Genomic DNA, 15,605 nt, shown 5'->3' on the forward strand with positions numbered 1-15,605 from the left:
GGCCACCGGAGCTCAGGCTGCGGTGCGCCCCCGGGCCACGGCCCGCACCACCGGGGCCAGCGCCTCGGCGATGAGCGCGTAGCCGGCCGACGACGGGTGGAACCGGTCGGCCGAGAACAGCGCCGGCTGCGCCCGGAACCGCTCGCCGAGCTCGGTGCCGATCGGCACGGCCACCCCTCCGGCGGCCCGCACGGCCCCGGTCTGCCGGCGCTGCAGCTCGGCGCTCGCCGTCGCCACCAGGGCCTGGAAGGCCGGTGGCACCCACGGCACGGTCGAGAGGTCCGGCGCCGGGACGACCAGGACGTCGGCGCCCAGGAGCCGGAGGTCCTGCACCGCCGCGCCCAGCTGCTCGGCGGCGGTGGCCGGCGGCACCAACCGGGTCAGGTCGTTGGCGCCCACCACGACCAGCGCGAGGTCGCACCGGGTCACCGACCGCACCTGCCCGGCCAGGGCGGCCGACACCGCACCCGGCACCGCCACGACCTGCAGCGTCGCGTCGACGCCGTCCTCGGCCAGCGCGGCGACCAGCCGGGGCCCGATCGCGTCGGCCGGTCGGGCGGCCCCCGTGCCGAAGGCGATGGAGTCGCCGAGCACGGCGAGGGAGAAGCTCACGGTGGTCGAACGGGCCCGGTCACCGCCCTGTTCCGCGCCGGCAACACGTCTGGGACGTCTACCCCGTTCGTGCAGGTCAGCGGCGAGCCGGGGTCCCCGCCGGGGCGCGGGACAGGGCACCATGGAGGCATGGACACCGACGAGCAGCTCCAGCTGACCCCGGAGAACCTCGCCGTCCGCACCCTCGGGGAGCTGACCGTCCCCTCCCCCCTCGACGGCGGCCTGCTCGAGCGCGGCGAGTCGGTGCACTACGTCGGCGAGCACGACCGCGTGCTGGTCGACGGCACGCTGGGCGTGGCCGCCCGGCGGGGCGTGCCGGTGGACGAGCTGCCCACCTTCGAGCCCGGCGGCCCGCGGCGCTCGCTGTACTTCGACCCCAAGAAGACCAAGGTCGGCATCGTGACCTGCGGCGGCCTCTGCCCGGGTCTGAACAACGTCATCCGCGGCCTGGTCGGCGAGCTCGCCGAGCACTACGGCGTGCACTCGGTGCTCGGGTTCCGCGACGGCTACCTGGGGCTGACCCCCGACGGCGACGAGCCGCTGGACCTCACCCCGGAGTCGGTGCGCTGGATCAACCAGCAGGGCGGCACCGTGCTGGGCACCTCGCGCGGCGGCCAGGACCCCAAGGTGATGGTCGAGACGCTGCGGCTGCGGCAGATCGACATCCTGTTCGTGATCGGCGGCGACGGGTCGCTGCGCGGCGCCCAGGCCATCGCCGACGAGGCCACCCGGCAGGGTCTGGCGATCGCGGTGGTCGGCGTCCCCAAGACCATCGACAACGACATCCCCTGGATCGACCGCAGCTTCGGCTTCCAGACCGCCTTCGGCCGGGCCGCGGAGTCGATCCGTGCGGCGGCCACCGAGGCGCGCTCGCACCGCGGCGGCGTCGGGCTGGTCAAGCTCATGGGCCGGCACTCCGGGTTCATCGCCGCCTACGCCACCCTGGCCAGCGACGACGTCGACCTCGTGCTCATCCCCGAGGTCCCCATGCCCCTGGACGGCGACCGCGGCGTGCTGGCGCACGTGCAGCGGGTGCTCGACGAGCAGGGCCACGCGGTGATCGTGGTGGCCGAGGGCTACGGGCAGGACATGTTCGCCGGGGTCGAGGGCGGCGCCGACGCCTCGGGCAACGCCAAGCTCTTCGACATCGGCAAGAAGCTGCGCGACGAGCTGAGCAGCCACCTGAACGCCAGCGGCGTGCCGTTCCAGCTGCGCTACGTGGACCCCGGCTACGCCATCCGCAGCGTGCCGGCCAACAGCCACGACTCGGTCTACTGCACCCGGCTGGCGCAGGCCGCCGTCCACGCGGCCATGGCCGGGCGCACGGCGACGGTGGCCGGGCGCTGGCACGGCCGGTTCGTGAACCTGCCGATCCCGCTGGTCACCCGCACCCGCAACCAGGTCGACCCGCGCGGTGACCTGTGGCTCTCGGTCCTGGAGGCCACCGGCCAGCCGGTGCACGTCTGAGTCAGCGGCGGACGGCGTGGCGGACGGCGACGAAGCCGCCGACCCGCCGGGTGCTGAGCAGCTCCAGGGCCAGCGGGACGTCGTCGGGCAGCGCCCTCAGGCCGCGGCCGACGACGGCGGGGGCCAGCAGCAGGTGCACCTCGTCGACCAGGCCGGCGCGGAAGGCGTGCGCGGCCAGCGTCGGCCCGTCCACGGTGACGTCGAGCTCGGCGTCGCGCACCAGCGCGGCCACCTCGGCGGGGTCGAACGAGCGCACCAGCCGGGTGCGGGCGGTGACGACGTCCTGGAGCGTGGTGGAGACGACGACCTTCTCGGCCCGCTGCCAGTGCCGGGCGAACTCGGCCTCGCCGGCGTCGCCCTCGGCCCACGAGGGGTCGGTCTCCCAGCCCTGCATGAGCTCGTACATGCGGCGGCCGTGCAGGAACGTGCCGATGCGTGCGGTGTCGGCGTTGACCGCGGCCAGCACCTCGGGCTCGGGGAAGGCGAAGCCGAAGTCACCCCCGGCGTCGGCCACGAAGCCGTCGAGCGAGCAGATCGCGGAGTACAGCAGCTTCGCCACCGCGCCAGCATGGACCTCGATCAGGTCCCGGGGAAGAAGAACGACACGCGGCGCTGGTAGTCCCGGTAGCCCGGGCGGTCGGCCATGCGGCGCTCGGTGCGCTTCGCGCCCGTGGCGAACACCAGGAACCAGGTCATCGCGGCCGGGGCCGGGAACAGCAGGGCCCCCGGTGCGGACGCCGCCCCGGCCAGCCAGATGCCGTCCCACGTGATCGAGTCGCCCAGGTAGTTGGGGTGCCGCGAGACACCCCAGAGGCCGGTGTCCAGGACGTCGGGCCGCTCGTCGCGGTCCCGCGCGGAGTAGGCGGCCTTCTGCCGGTCGGCCACCGCCTCGACGACGGCCCCGGCCACCGCCACCGCGGCACCGACGGGGAACAGCCAGCGGCGGGCCGAGCGGGGCAGCGTGCTGGCCGCGGCGAGCTGGAGCGGCGCCGAGACCAGCAGCTGGGCCACCGCCTGGGTGCCGAACACCTTGGCCAGCACCGTCGGGGTGGACGCGCCCTCGAGGAACTCGGTGTAGCGCTCGTCCTCGGTGTCGCTGCCGCGCAGCCGCCGCAGCATCAGCGTCTCCAGGCGCACGGCCCAACCGGTCGTGATCGCGGCCGTCGTCCAGCGGCGCCACGGGTCACCGGTTCCCAGGGCCGCGCCGGTGATGGCCACCGCGGCGAGGCCCGGGCCCCACACGCCGTCGGCGTAGTCGCGCCGTCCCTTCCGCAGCGCCAGGGCGGCGGTGCCCGCCTGGAGCGCGGTCACCACCGCCGCCGACGCACCGACCACCCGCTTGAGGTTCGCCCTGTCCACGCTCACCGGGACGTCCTCCCCCACCGCGGCCCGGCTCAACCCGCTCAGGCGGGAACGATCGCCAAGGCGCGCGCGGGTGAGCCCGTGCCGCCGACGACCGGCAGCGGCGAGACCACGAGCACCGCGCCGGTGCGCGGCAGCTTGTCCAGGTTCTGCAGCTGGGTCAGGCCGTACTTGTCGGCGCCGAGCAGGAAGTGGTGCACCGGGAACGGCGGCTCGAGACCACCGGCCTGGCCGGCGTCGATGCCCACCGTCTCCACGCCGAAGCCCGAGATGCGCGAGGCGGCCAACCACTGCGCACCGGCGGCGGAGACCCCGGGGGTGTGCGGGCCGTTGTCGTCGGCGTTGGCGAAGGCTGCGGCGTCACCGCCGAAGCGGCTCCATCCGCTGCGGAACAGCAGCCAGGCGCCCTCGGGGAGCGGGCCGTGCTCGGCCACGTAGGCCTCGAAGTGCGCGGGCTCGAGCAGGAGGTCGGGGTCGGCCTGCGCCTCGTCGGTGAAGTCGAGGACGACGGCCGGGCCGATCAGGCGGCGCGGAGGGATCAGGTCGACCGTGTGGCCGTCGCGGCCGGTGGCCCAGTGCGCGGGGGCGTCGACGTGGGTGCCGGTGTGCTCCCCGGTGTGGATGTTGTTCCAGCCCCAGAACGGGCCGTCGTCGTCGAAGTCGCTGACCTTCTCCAGCGACAGCGGGATCGTGTTGGCGAACGGCGGAGGCAGCTGGAGCACAGGGGTCCGGGGGGACAAGGGGGCGGTCAGGTCGATGATCTCGACCTCCCCCGCCTCGAGGGCTGCCAGGAGGGCGTCGATGACGGTCACGGGGAGAGCATCCCCCGGACGTCGATCGTCGGGGCTCTCCCCCTGCACCCAGATGTGGGCGTGACCGTCAGGAAGCACCTGAGCACCGTCAGGGACGCGTCAAGGGCCTGGCGTGCGGGCCGGGGCCGGCGCCCACTGGGGGCATGGACTCGCTGATCGTCATCGCCTGGGGCGCCGTGGCCACCCTCGTGAACGTGGGGATCGGCCGCTGGTGCCGCGCCCGCGACCACCACTCCGCCAGGGTGGCCCGACAACCCTGACGGTCGTCCGGCCGACGGTGGGGGCCGGTCGTCGCCGGGCGGCGGGCACCGGCGACGACCGGGGTCTCAGGGGTGCAGGAGCTCGCGCAGCCAGGCCAGCTGCTCGGCCTCCTGGTGGAACTGGCCGCCCTCGTGGTCGTTGTAGGGGTAGCTGCGGATCTGCTTCTCCCCCGCGTAGGCGTTGTGCGCCGCGTAGACCGTCGAGGGCGGGCAGACGTTGTCCATCAGCGCCACGGAGAACAGCGCCGGTGCGGTCGAGCGGGTGACCAGCACCGCCGCGTCGACGTAGGCCAGCGTCGCGAAGGCGGCGGCGGCGTGGTCGCGGTGGCTGGCCAGGTAGGCCGCGATCTCCGGGTACGGCCCGGCCGAGGCGGTGACCACCGCCCGCGGGAAGTCCGAGAGGAACGGGACGTCGGCCATGACGCCGGCGAGGTCGTCGCGCAGTGCGGACACCGCCAGCGCGATGCCGCCGCCCTGGCTGATCCCGGCCACGACGACCTTCGACGGGTCGACCCCGGGCAGCTGCTGGGCGGCGTCCACGGCGAGGACGGCGTCGGTGATCAGCCGGCGGTAGTAGTAGTCCTCCGGGTCGAGGATCCCGCGGGTCATGAACCCGCCCAGGTACGAGGGCCCGTGGCCGTGCGGGTCGGGGGTGTCACCGACCCAGCCGTAGCCGGTGCCCTGGCCGCGGCTGTCGACCTCGAGCACGGCGTACCCGGCCAGCGGGTAGGGGCCGGTCTGGTGCGGCAGGCCGCGGCCGCCGGTGTAGCCCTGGTAGCGGACGACGACCGGCAGGTCGCCGTCCACCCCGGCCGGCCGGCGGTACCAGGCCTTGATCGGATCACCGTCGAAACCGCTGAACGTGACGTCGGAGACCTCGACGAGGGTCAGGCCGCTGTCGACGGGCTGCACCTTCGGCGGCGACGCGACCTCGCGGGCCGAGCGCAGCGTGCGGGTCCAGAACTCCTCGAGGTCGGCGGGAGGGGTGACCGCGCTGCGGTACCGCAGCAGCTCGGGCAGGGGCAGGTCGTACTGGGGCACGGGGAGGTCCTGTCGGGTGGAGGGCGGTCAGCCCTTGACGGCGCCTTGGAGCAGGGCCTGGGAGAACTGGCGCTGGAAGAGCAGGAACACCGCGATCGTGGGCGCCATGATCAGCAGCGCGCCGGCCGACAGCAGCACGATGTCGGTGCCGTAGCGGCCCTGGAAGGCGCCCAGCGCGCCGGCCATCGTCCGCTTGAGCGGGTCGTCGACCATGACGATGGCGAGGATGAACTGGTTCCAGGTCCACAGGAACAGCAGGATCGCCAGCGACGAGAGCGCCGGCACCGCCAGCGGCAGGTGGATGCGGCGGAACGCGCCCCACGGGCCGGCGCCGTCGAGGGCTGCGGCCTCGCTCAGCTCGACCGGCACGGTCTGGAAGTGCGCCCGCATCCAGAAGACGCCGAAGGGCATGAACAAGGCGATCAGCGGCAGGATGATCGCCCACCGCGTGTTCAGCAGCCCGAGCTCCTGCATCTGGTAGTAGAGCGGCGTGATCAGCGACTCGAACGGGATGGTCAGCCCGGCGACGAACACCAGGAACAGCGCGCCGGCGAAGGGCACCTTGAGCTGCGCGAGGCCGTAGCCGGCGAACGCGGCGAACAGCAGCGAGATCGGGACGACGCCGAGCACGATGAGCAGGCTGCTGCCCAGCAGCGGGCCGAGGTTGGCGACCTGGAACGCGTCGACGAAGTTGTGCCACTGCGGATCGCTGGGCCAGCTGACCCCGGTGGGGATGCTGCCCTGCGGCTGCAGCGCGGTGGAGAAGATCGTGACGAACGGGATGAGCGTCGCGACCATGAAGACCACGAGGAGGCCGCGCCCGGCCAGCGTGCTGCGGGTGTTCGGGTTCACTGGTCGCTCCGCTGGGTGAGGCGCTGCACGGGCAGGATCGCGACCAGCACGAGCACCATGAGGACGACGGCCATGGCCGAGGCCTGGCCCACCTCGCGCTCGGAGAACGCCAGCCGGTAGATCTCGACGCCGGGGACCATCGTCTGGTTGCCCGGTCCGCCCTGCGTGGTGATGTAGACGATGTCGAAGCTGGCCAGCGCCGCGATCATCGTGACCGTCACGCAGACGCCGATCTCGCGGCGCAGACCGGGCACCGTCACGTGCCGGAAGACCTGCAGCCCGCTGGCGCCGTCGAGCCGGGCGGCCTCGTAGAGCGAGGGGTCGATCTTGGCGATGCCGGTGAGCAGCAGCAGCGTGCACAGACCCAGCTGCACCCACGAGCCGATGAGGCCGACGGCGGGCAGCGCGGTGTCGAAGTCGGCCAGCCACGGGCGGGCGATGCCGTCGAGGCCGACGGCCGACAGCATCTGGTTGGCGATGCCGTTGGTCGAGTAGACCCAGTCCCACACGATGCCGGCGGCGACCAGCGGGATGACCTGGGGGATGAAGAGCACCGACCGCGAGACGGTGGTGAACGACCCGCGCGGCAGGCCGTGCATCAGGGCGGCGGCCAGCAGGCCCAGGGCCACCGGGATGACGGTGAAGAAGAGGACCAGCACGATGGCGTTGCCGATGATGCCGAGCTGGTCGGGGTCGGTGAGGACCTTCGCGTAGTTGTCCCCGCCGACGAAGGTGGCGACGCCGATGCCGTTCCACTCGTACAGCGAGTACTGCACCGACGTGATGAGCGGGCGCAGCACGAAGAACGCGTAGACGGCCAGGGCCGGGGCGACCCAGACCAGCTGGCCCCAGCGACGACGCCCGCCCGGTCGGCGCCGGGGGGCGGCCGCCCCGGCCCCGTCCACGAGGGACGGGACCGAGGCGACCACGGCGGACGACGTCACGGGCCGACTTCGTCCTCGTACGCGGCCTGGATGGCGGCCACCGCGTCCTCGGGGGTGGTGCGGTCGTCGATCAGCGACTGCAGCTCGGGGCGGATCGACCCGGCGTAGATGCCGGCGGTGGCGTTGGCGACGAAGTCGACCAGCGTGCCGTCGGCGCCGACGGTCTGGCCGGCGGCCAGCGTCTGCTGCGTCAGCGGGTTGGCGGCCTCGGGGATCTCGAGGTCCGAGGGCCCGCCGGGGTTGGCGCCCGAGGAGTTGACGATGATCTCGCGCGCGGTCTCGTCGGTGTGCAGCCAGTTGAGGAAGTAGGCCGCCTCGTCGGGGTGCTCGGCCTTGGCCGGGATCGTGTAGGTGTTCGGCGCACCCATGGCGACCGGCGCGGCGCCCTCCTCGGTGCCCGGCATGAGGAAGAAGCCGACGTCGTCGCCCATCGACTCGCTGAGGTTGGCCGACTCCCAGTCGCCGTTGAACATGAACAGGCCCTCGCCGCCGGAGAAGCGGCCCATCATGGTCGTGTAGTCCAGGCTGTTGGCGTCGGACGGGAAGTAGCCGGCGTCGGCCCACTCCTGGATGGTGGCCATGGCCTCGGTGGCCTCGGGGTTGTCGATCGTGGCCCCGGGCTGCTGGAAGGTCCAGTCGGCGATGTCGGTGGGGTCGGCGAGCTGGTTGTACAGCGCCTGGAACGGGAAGGCGATGCCACCGATGTCGTTGAACTGCATGATCGGCTGCTGCCCGGCCGCCTTCGCGGTGGCCATGTCGGCCTCGAGCTCCTCGATCGTGGCGGGGGCCTCGGTGATGCCCAGCTGCGCGGCGATCGCCTTGTTCCAGTAGACGCCGGTCACCGAGTAGCCGATGCCCATGCCGTAGAGCGAGCCGGTGCCGCGGGCGTCGTCGCTGATGCGCATCTGCTGCAGCTGCGACTCGGGGAAGGCGTCCCAGCCGTAGGCGTCGAAGTAGGGGTCGAAGTCCAGCAGCAGGCCGTCGCGGGCCGGGTCGACCAGCTGCGGCAGGCGGATGAGGTCCGGGGCGTCGTCGGAGGCCATGACGCGCGAGGCGTTCTCGGTGAGCACGGCGAACTGGTCGCTGCGGATGTTGAACGTGATGTTCGGGTGCTGCTCCGTGAACTCGTCGGCCAGCTCCTGCGCGATCGGGAAGCCGGTCTCGATGTAGAAGTCGAGCTCGACGTCCTCGCTGGTCAGCTCGGTGCTGATCTCGCGGTCCTCGTCCTGCCCGGCGGAGGTGTTGTCGGCCCCGGGTGCACTGCACGCGGTGAGGACGGCCAGGGAGAGCACCGAGGCGCCCACGGCGGCCCGGGTGATCAGGCTGCGCCCGGTTCGGGTGTTCACACGCCACTCCTTCGTGTCGAGCTGGCCGCGGCGCGCGGGCAGCACGGTGACCGTAAGTGGGGCGCCTCACACCGTCAAGAACTTCGAGTAAAGCTCTTTACAACGGTCCGGTCACAGCGGCGGCGGGGCCGTCGTCCGGCGGTCCACGACCGTGCAGTCGAGCAGGGTCATGCGCCGCTGGGTGGCCCCGGCGATGGCCTCCAGCAGCAGCCCCACGGCCACTGCGCCCGACTCCTCGAAGGGCTGCCGGATGGTGGACAACCCGGCCGCCTCGGCCGCCGGCCCGTCGTCGAACCCGAGCACCGAGAGGTCCCCGGGGACGTCGAGACCCAGCTCGGCGGCGGCGTGCACCACCCCGAGGGCCAGGTCGTCGAAGTGCGCCATCACCGCCGTCGGACGGTCCGGGCCGGAGAGCAGGGTGAGCGCGGCCTCCCGCGCGGCGGCCATCGTGCCCTCGGCCTGCGCGACGGTGAGGACGACGTCCGGGTGCGCCGCGAGCTCGCTGCGGAAGCCACCCAGCCGACGCCGGGCCTGCGACTCGTAGTCCGAGGCCTGCTGCTCGGAGAGGTAGCCGATGCGCCGGTGGCCCAGGGCCAGCAGGTGCTGCGCGGCCCGCCGTCCGGCGCCGTGGTCGTCGATGTTGACCACGCTGAACCGGTCGCTGTCGGCGTCCACCAGCACCACCGGCAGGCCGCGGGTGGCCAGCCGCTCCTCGGTGGACTCCTCGATCGGGGCGCCCATGACGATGAGCCCGTCGACCACCCCGCGGATGGGCATGCTGGCCAGCAGCGGCGAGCTGGCGGTGGCCGCGGACTCCTGGTCGATGAGCGAGATGTCCACCGCCTGCGCCTTGGTGGCCCGCATGACGCCGACCAGCCGGCGCAGGTAGCTGGGGTAGGTGGAGAACGGCGCGACGACGCCGATGCGTCCGGCCTGCTTGCGGGCCAGGTCGATGGCGGTGGCCTTGGGCAGGTAGCCGAGCTCGTCGGCGACCTGCAGCACCTTGCGCCGGGTGCCGACGGCGACCCGGTCGGGCTTGTTCAGCACGTTGGAGACCGTCGAGATGCTGACCCCGGCGTGCTCGGCGACGTCGTAGATGGTCGCCGGCTTGGCGGGGTCGGTCATGAAAAGCACTTTAGGTCCCGCCCGGTTCCCCCTCGGGCACGGGAGCATCGGCGTGTGACGATCGGGCACGAGGAACTGCTGGCCGCCGCCCACGCCGTGGCGGCCGAGGACGAGGACCGCGCCGGCGTGGCGATGCTGGTCGCGCTGCACGACCGCACCCGGCCGGACCCGGACGTCGTCCGGCGCACCGCGGACGCCGAGCTGGCCGCCGACGTCGGGCGGGCGTGGGAGGTGCTGCGCGACGCCGACCCGGACACCACGGTCCAGGACGCGCTGGCCGCCCTGGCCCACCTCCGCCTCCGCCCCCCGGGCCCGGACGCCCCGGGTACCGGAAGCTCTGCGCCCCCTGTCGGGCCCCATGAGGGGGGTGGAGCTCCCGGTACCCCGGGTGGGTCGGCGCCGGGGTTGGCGGCGTGGCGGCCGGCCGACAGCGACCGGCCCGACGCCGCCGCCCGCGACGCCGAGGCAGCCCGGGTGGTCGACGCCGTGCTGCACGGGCGGCACCTGCGGGTCGTCAACTGGCACAACACGCCCGCCTCGCACTCGGCCGAGCTGCGCCGGGAGCTGGCCTGGTACGCCGACCGCTTCTCCCCCGTCACCGAGGCCGACCTGCACGCCGCGCTGGACACCGGCCGCTGGGCCGACGCGCGTCCCGGCGTCGTCCCGGCGTTCTTCGACGGGTTCGCCAGCGCCGCGCAGGTGGCCGCCCCGCTGTGCGAGGAGCTCGGTCTGGTCGGCTGGTTCTACCCGCCGACGGAGTTCCTGGACTGCCCACCCGGGGAGCAGCGCGCCTTCGCCGCCGAGCACGACCTGGGGGTGCTGGACGAGGACCTCGCGGGGGACGCACCGCTGGCCATGACCTGGGACGCGCTGGCCGACCTCGCCACCCGGCACGTCGTCTGCGGCCACTCGGCCACCCACGCCAGCTCGGCATCGGTGCGCACCCCGGCCGACGTCGAGCGACAGGTCACCCGGCCGTTGGCCCGGCTGACCGAGGCGATCGGACGACGTCCGGCCGGCTGGGCCTGGCTGGGCGGCACCCCGTTCGACCCGACCGCCCCGGGGGACGGCGCGGTCGCCGCCGCCGGCATCCGGTTGTGGACGTCGAACGCCGCGCTGGAACGGCTGGCCTGACAGCGCAAAGGCCGTTCACAAGATCGACTGGTGCCGGGGCCCCCCAAGCCGCAAGGTCGTGCGGTGATCAGCTCACGGCTGTCCCGGCGGGGGTTCCTCGGCGCCACCGCGGCAGGGGCCTTGGCTCTCTCGGGGTGCGGCACCGGCTTCGCCCTGCAGCGCGGCGACGGCACCGGCAGCAGCGAGGGGCGGCTCAGCTTCACGCTGTGGGCCGGGGAGTCCGAGCTGGCCGCGTTCCGCACCGTCGCCGAGCGGTGGACCGCCTCCAGCGGCATCCCGGTCGTGTTCAACGTCGTCCCGTTCTCCGAGGCCCTGACCGGGGTCGACGCGAACCTGGCCAGCGACCGCGGGCCCGACCTGTTCCGGGTCACCTACCAGGACATCGGCATCTACGCCGCCGGCGGCGCGCTGCTCGACCTCACCGACCTGCTGCCGGCCGGGTACGTCGACGGCTTCGGCGAGGCGTTCGTGTCGGCGGTGCAGAGCGGGGGCCGGGTGTACGGCGTCCCGCACCACACCGACACCTCGCTGGTGCTCTACGACACCGAGGCGCTGGCCGGCGCGCGCATCCCGACCAGCCTCGACGAGGCGTGGACGTGGGACGAGTTCCGGTCGATCGCGGCGGGCCTGCCCACCGGGGACGCCCAGTTCGCCTTCGGGGTCAACTGGCAGCTGGCCGGGGCCTACCGGTGGCTGAACTGGGTGGACCAGCGCGGCGGGCGGTTGCTCACCGACGGGCTGGACGAACCGGCGATCGACAGCCGCGCGGGCCGCGACGCCCTGGCCTTCACGCAGGGCTTCTTCACCGACGGACTGGTGCCGCCGACGACGTCGACCAAGGGCTCCTACGTCGACGAGCTGTTCACCACCGGCACCATCGCGATGGTCTTCGCCGGCGACTTCCTGCTGCCCACCATCGACCCGGCGTTCGTCTCGGCCGGCCGCGAGTACGGGGCGACGTTCCTGCCCGCCGACGAGCGGGCCTCGGCCGACCTGGGCGGCAACGCCGTCGTCGCCACCGCGCAGTCGGTCAACCCCGAGGCGGCCGCGGACTTCCTGGCGTTCCTGGCCGACGACGAGCAGCAGGCGCTGTTCTGCGAGCAGGCCACCGTGCTGCCCACCCGCACCGCCCTGCTCGGCGAACGGCTCGACTACGCCGTGCGCCCCGACCTCATGGAGCTGTTCGTGGAGCAGGCGACCACCATCACCCCGCAGCTGTCGGCGCAGGTGACCGTGCCGCAGTTCAACGCGGTGAACGCCTCGATCGTCGACCGGCTCGAGCAGGCGTTCCTGGCCGGTGACGACCCCGGCGAGGTGCTGGCCGCGCTCGCCGAGGACGTCGCCGGGCGGCTCTCGTGACGACGGCGGCGCCGGCCGCGGTCACCGCCCCCGTGCCCGGGGACCCCCCGCCCCGCCGGCGACGGGTCTCCCGCGACACGGTCGCCGCCTGGGGCCTGCTCTCCCCCAACCTCGTCGTCTTCACCGTCTTCCTCTTCGTCCCCCTGCTGGCCACCGTGTGGCTGTCGCTCTACTCGTCCTCGGGCTTCGGGCCGCGCGAGTTCGTCGGAGCCGACAACTACACCGAGCTGTTCGGGGACTCCACGTTCTGGCGCGCCACCGCCAACACCGGCCTGTACGCCCTGCTCACCGTGCCGGTCTCGCTGGTGATCGGGCTGGGCATCGCGCTGGCGATGAACCGGCCGCTGCGCGGCCGCGGGGTGCTGCGGGCGATCTACTACGTGCCCTACGTGATCAGCGGCGTCGTCGTCGCGGTCGCCGGCCGGTGGATCTTCAACGAGAACGTCGGCGTGGTGAACCGGTTGCTGCGCTCGGCCGGCCTCGACGGCGTCCCGTGGCAGAGCGACGCCGTGGGCGCGATGGGCTCGCTGGTGCTGATCAGCATCTGGACCAAGATCGGCTTCGTCATGGTGGTCTACCTGGCCGGCCTGCAGTCCATCCCCGCCGAGTACCTGGAGGCCGCGCAGACCGACGGTGCCGGGAAGTGGCAGCGGCTGCGCTACATCGTGGTGCCGCTGCTCAAGCCGACGACGATCTTCCTGGTGGTGCTCGGGGTGATCGAGAGCTTCCAGGTGTTCGACATCGTCTACGTGCTCACCGGCGGTGGGCCCGGCAACGCCACCGAGATGCTGGTGACCTACGCCTACGCCGAGGGCTTCGACGCCCGCCGGCAGGGCTACGCGGCGACCATCGGCGTCGTCACCTACCTGTTCATCGCCGTGCTCACCGCGCTCTGGTACCGCCGGCAGCGCGCCCAGGAGGCCGACCTGTGAGCACCGCCGTCCGCACCTCGTCGAAGGCACGCCGCGGGTCGGCCCGGGGCGGGGCCGGCTGGGCCTCGTGGCAGGCCGTGGCGCTGGTCGTCGGCGCGCTGGTGATGCTCTTCCCGCTGTACTGGATGGTCATCACGGCGTTCAGCGGGCAGGGCGCGCTGACCAGCGGGCCGCTGCGGTTCTTCCCGGAGGACCCGACGCTCGACGGCTTCCGCCGGGCCTTCGAGCTGCTGCCGTTCGGGCAGTTCTTCCTCAACTCGACCGCCATCGCGCTGGTGGCGATGGCGCTGTCGGTGACCCTCAACCTGCTGGCCGGGTACGTGCTGGCCAAGTACCGGTTCCGCGGGCAGCAGGTCGTCTTCGTGATGATCGTGTCGACGCTGATGATCCCGGTGCAGGTCGTGATGGTGCCGCAGTTCCAGCTGGTCGCCGGGCTGGGCTGGATCAACTCGTACTGGGCGGTGATCGTCCCGCGGGCGGCCGAGGCGTTCGGCATCTTCCTGTGCCGGCAGTTCATGCTCGGCATCCCCGACGAGGTGCTCGAGGCCGCCCGCCTCGACGGCGCCGGGCACCTGCGCATCTTCTGGTCGATCGTGCTGCCGATGAGCCGCCCGCTCATCGCGGTGCTGGTGATCCTCACGTTCATGTACCGCTGGAACGAGTTCGCCTGGCCGCTCATCGTGCTCAACGACCAGCAGCTGTTCACCGTGCCGATCGGCCTGTCGTTCCTGCAGGGCGAGTACGGCACCGACTACCCGGCCCTCATGGGCATGGCCCTGCTGTCCACCCTGCCGGTGCTCGTGGTCTTCGCGGTCTTCCAGCGGCAGTTCGTGGAGGGCGTCGCCCGCAGCGGCCTGCGCTGATCAGCCCAGCCGCTCGGGGGCGTGCCGGGTGGGCTCGCGGTACAGCGGGTAGAGCCGGCCGACCGTGCGGTCGACGGCGGCGACGTCGAGCCAGACCGGCCCGCCCAGCCGCTCGGTCGCCTCGGGGGTGAGCCGCACCTGCCGCCGGTCGGCGCCGTCGGCCGTGCCCCGGCCGACGAGCTCGGACCCGCGGTCGAGCAGCCGGCGGGCAACGCGCTCACCGATGCGCCCGTAGGACAGCGTCTCCACCTCCAGCCCGGGCACCACCACCTTGGCCACGTGCACGTCGCCGACCCGGGCCGGGGCGACGAGGAGGTCGAACCCCGCGAGCCGCTCCCGGTGGAGGGCGAGGGTGGCCGTGGGCCCGACGACGTCGGAGGTCGGGAGGTCGGCGTACGCGACCTCCGTCGTCCGCCGCCAGAGCGGGGCCAGCAGGTCGTCGAGCTGGTCCGTGGTCAGGTCGGCCCAGTCCTGCATCGCGGCCAGTGCGCGCGGCTCCTGCGGTCCGAGCGGGACGGCGAGCTCGGCGGCCAGGTAGTCGGGGTGCAGCTCGCGCACCCGGTCCAGCGGGCCGAACGCGAAGGCCCGCCGGGCCCGGGACGACGCCAGCTCGAGCACCGCCTTGCGCACCGCCTCGGCGCGGTCGGGGGCGGCGGCCTCGCCGATCGCGCTGAGCACCACCGGCGGGTCGGCCCGGGGGTCGCGGGCCACGGCGTGCACCACCACCGCGAACTCCGTGCTGTCGAGCTTCACGGTGACCTCGAGACCGGCCGCCGCCAACTCGTCGAGCAGCGCGGTGGTCCGCGGGTCGTCGATCCCCGTGATCACCCGGCCGGTGTCCAGCGCCCGGAAGTCCACCGTGTCGCCGTCGCGCTGGAGCAGCTCACCGATGCCGTGCGCGACGGCCCGCTCGGCGGTGTCGCCGGCGCCCATGCCGTTGGTGATCGGGGTGACCAGCCAGCCGCCGTCCGGCGGGGGTGCGGCGATGCCGCCGGCGTGCGGCGCGACGAACTCGGCCGGCACCAGCACCTCCTCACCGGTGGCCCAGCGGACGGTGGGCAGCCAGCGCAGGGGCCGGTCGACGTCGGCGCCGGCGGGCAGCACCAGCGTCAGCGGATCAGCCACCCGGTCGGGACCCCGTTCGCGCACCAGCTCGGCGTAGGTGGCCGTGCGCGGTTCCACGTGCAACAACCGGTCGTCGAGCAGCACCTGCTCGGCCAGCTCGCCCCAGGCGCCGATCGCGGCGGCCTCGGCGGTGGTGCCGTACCCGACCCCGTGGCCCGATCGCGTGCCGTCCGCCGAGCGCCACACGGTCGCGGTGACCGGCACCCCGGTGCGGTCGTACCCGCGCAGGTCGAGCTCGGTGGTCCGCCCCGGAGGGAGGGCGGACCGGTAGGCGGCGGCGGGGTCGGTCACGAGGCCACTGTCCCCGCTCCAGCGGCCACCCGCAGGGGACGCCGGACGCCGATCAGCCGGGTGCACCGGGGTACGTCCTG

Annotated in this window: 15 protein-coding genes; 5 read left to right on the forward strand and 10 right to left on the reverse strand. The window is 73.4% G+C overall.

Features of this window, described 5'->3' with window-relative positions; all coding sequences use genetic code 11:
- Window positions 1–12 precede the first annotated feature (12 nt).
- Complete coding sequence (locus BLP29_RS17885) at window positions 13–612, reverse strand: SGNH/GDSL hydrolase family protein (protein ID WP_243470076.1); 600 nt, start codon at window positions 610–612, stop codon at window positions 13–15.
- 129 nt (window positions 613–741) lie between these two features.
- Here BLP29_RS17885 and BLP29_RS17890 point away from each other — a divergent pair, with 129 nt between their 5' ends.
- Window positions 742–2,079 carry an ATP-dependent 6-phosphofructokinase gene (locus BLP29_RS17890; protein ID WP_092807103.1) on the forward strand — a complete coding sequence of 446 codons (1,338 nt, stop codon included), beginning with the start codon at window positions 742–744 and terminating at the stop codon, window positions 2,077–2,079.
- Window position 2,080: 1 nt separating this feature from the next.
- Here the strand turns inward: BLP29_RS17890 and BLP29_RS17895 are convergent, their stop codons facing one another.
- The 8 genes from BLP29_RS17895 to BLP29_RS17930 all read right to left on the reverse strand — a co-directional run bounded on the left by BLP29_RS17895 (window position 2,081) and on the right by BLP29_RS17930 (window position 9,821).
- On the reverse strand, window positions 2,081–2,638 hold the full coding sequence (locus tag BLP29_RS17895; protein ID WP_092807105.1) for a dihydrofolate reductase family protein: 558 nt from the start codon (window positions 2,636–2,638) through the stop codon (window positions 2,081–2,083).
- Between the two features lie 20 nt (window positions 2,639–2,658).
- The gene (locus BLP29_RS17900; protein ID WP_207798579.1) at window positions 2,659–3,444 is read right to left on the reverse strand and encodes a DUF1295 domain-containing protein; all 786 of its coding nucleotides are present in this window, start codon (window positions 3,442–3,444) and stop codon (window positions 2,659–2,661) included.
- Between the two features lie 38 nt (window positions 3,445–3,482).
- Window positions 3,483–4,253: a cyclase family protein gene (locus BLP29_RS17905; protein ID WP_092807107.1), complete on the reverse strand. Its 771-nt coding sequence runs from the start codon at window positions 4,251–4,253 to the stop codon at window positions 3,483–3,485.
- 326 nt (window positions 4,254–4,579) lie between these two features.
- On the reverse strand, window positions 4,580–5,554 hold the full coding sequence (locus BLP29_RS17910; protein ID WP_092807109.1) for an acetylxylan esterase: 975 nt from the start codon (window positions 5,552–5,554) through the stop codon (window positions 4,580–4,582).
- A 27-nt stretch (window positions 5,555–5,581) separates the two neighbouring features.
- The gene (locus BLP29_RS17915) at window positions 5,582–6,406 is read right to left on the reverse strand and encodes a carbohydrate ABC transporter permease (RefSeq protein WP_243470077.1); all 825 of its coding nucleotides are present in this window, start codon (window positions 6,404–6,406) and stop codon (window positions 5,582–5,584) included.
- The gene (locus BLP29_RS17920; protein WP_207798580.1) at window positions 6,403–7,350 is read right to left on the reverse strand and encodes a carbohydrate ABC transporter permease; all 948 of its coding nucleotides are present in this window, start codon (window positions 7,348–7,350) and stop codon (window positions 6,403–6,405) included. The genes BLP29_RS17915 and BLP29_RS17920 overlap by 4 nt, the downstream gene beginning before the upstream one ends.
- Window positions 7,347–8,696: an ABC transporter substrate-binding protein gene (locus BLP29_RS17925; RefSeq protein WP_207798581.1), complete on the reverse strand. Its 1,350-nt coding sequence runs from the start codon at window positions 8,694–8,696 to the stop codon at window positions 7,347–7,349. Before BLP29_RS17925 ends, BLP29_RS17920 begins: the two co-directional genes overlap by 4 nt.
- A 111-nt stretch (window positions 8,697–8,807) precedes the next feature.
- Entirely contained in the window at window positions 8,808–9,821 is a 1,014-nt protein-coding gene (locus BLP29_RS17930) for a LacI family DNA-binding transcriptional regulator (protein WP_092807111.1), read from the reverse strand.
- Window positions 9,822–9,875: 54 nt separating this feature from the next.
- On the opposite strand from BLP29_RS17930, the gene BLP29_RS17935 reads away from it, so the two are divergent.
- From BLP29_RS17935 to BLP29_RS17950, 4 genes are all read left to right on the forward strand, one after another.
- A complete protein-coding gene (locus BLP29_RS17935; protein WP_092807113.1) occupies window positions 9,876–10,955 on the forward strand; it encodes a polysaccharide deacetylase family protein in 1,080 nt (359 codons plus the stop codon).
- Between the two features lie 63 nt (window positions 10,956–11,018).
- Window positions 11,019–12,314, forward strand: coding sequence for an extracellular solute-binding protein (locus tag BLP29_RS17940; protein WP_165839437.1), 1,296 nt, complete (start codon window positions 11,019–11,021; stop codon window positions 12,312–12,314).
- The gene (locus tag BLP29_RS17945; RefSeq protein WP_092807117.1) at window positions 12,311–13,246 is read left to right on the forward strand and encodes a carbohydrate ABC transporter permease; all 936 of its coding nucleotides are present in this window, start codon (window positions 12,311–12,313) and stop codon (window positions 13,244–13,246) included. The genes BLP29_RS17940 and BLP29_RS17945 overlap by 4 nt, the downstream gene beginning before the upstream one ends.
- The gene (locus tag BLP29_RS17950) at window positions 13,243–14,109 is read left to right on the forward strand and encodes a carbohydrate ABC transporter permease (protein WP_207798582.1); all 867 of its coding nucleotides are present in this window, start codon (window positions 13,243–13,245) and stop codon (window positions 14,107–14,109) included. Before BLP29_RS17945 ends, BLP29_RS17950 begins: the two co-directional genes overlap by 4 nt.
- Here BLP29_RS17950 and BLP29_RS17955 read toward each other — a convergent pair whose 3' ends face one another.
- Window positions 14,110–15,525 (reverse strand): YcaO-like family protein, encoded by a 1,416-nt coding sequence (locus tag BLP29_RS17955; protein WP_165839438.1) that lies wholly within the window; start codon window positions 15,523–15,525, stop codon window positions 14,110–14,112.
- Window positions 15,526–15,605 lie beyond the last annotated feature (80 nt).

This window comes from Klenkia marina (assembly GCF_900101025.1).
Lineage (GTDB): Bacteria > Actinomycetota > Actinomycetes > Mycobacteriales > Geodermatophilaceae > Klenkia > Klenkia marina.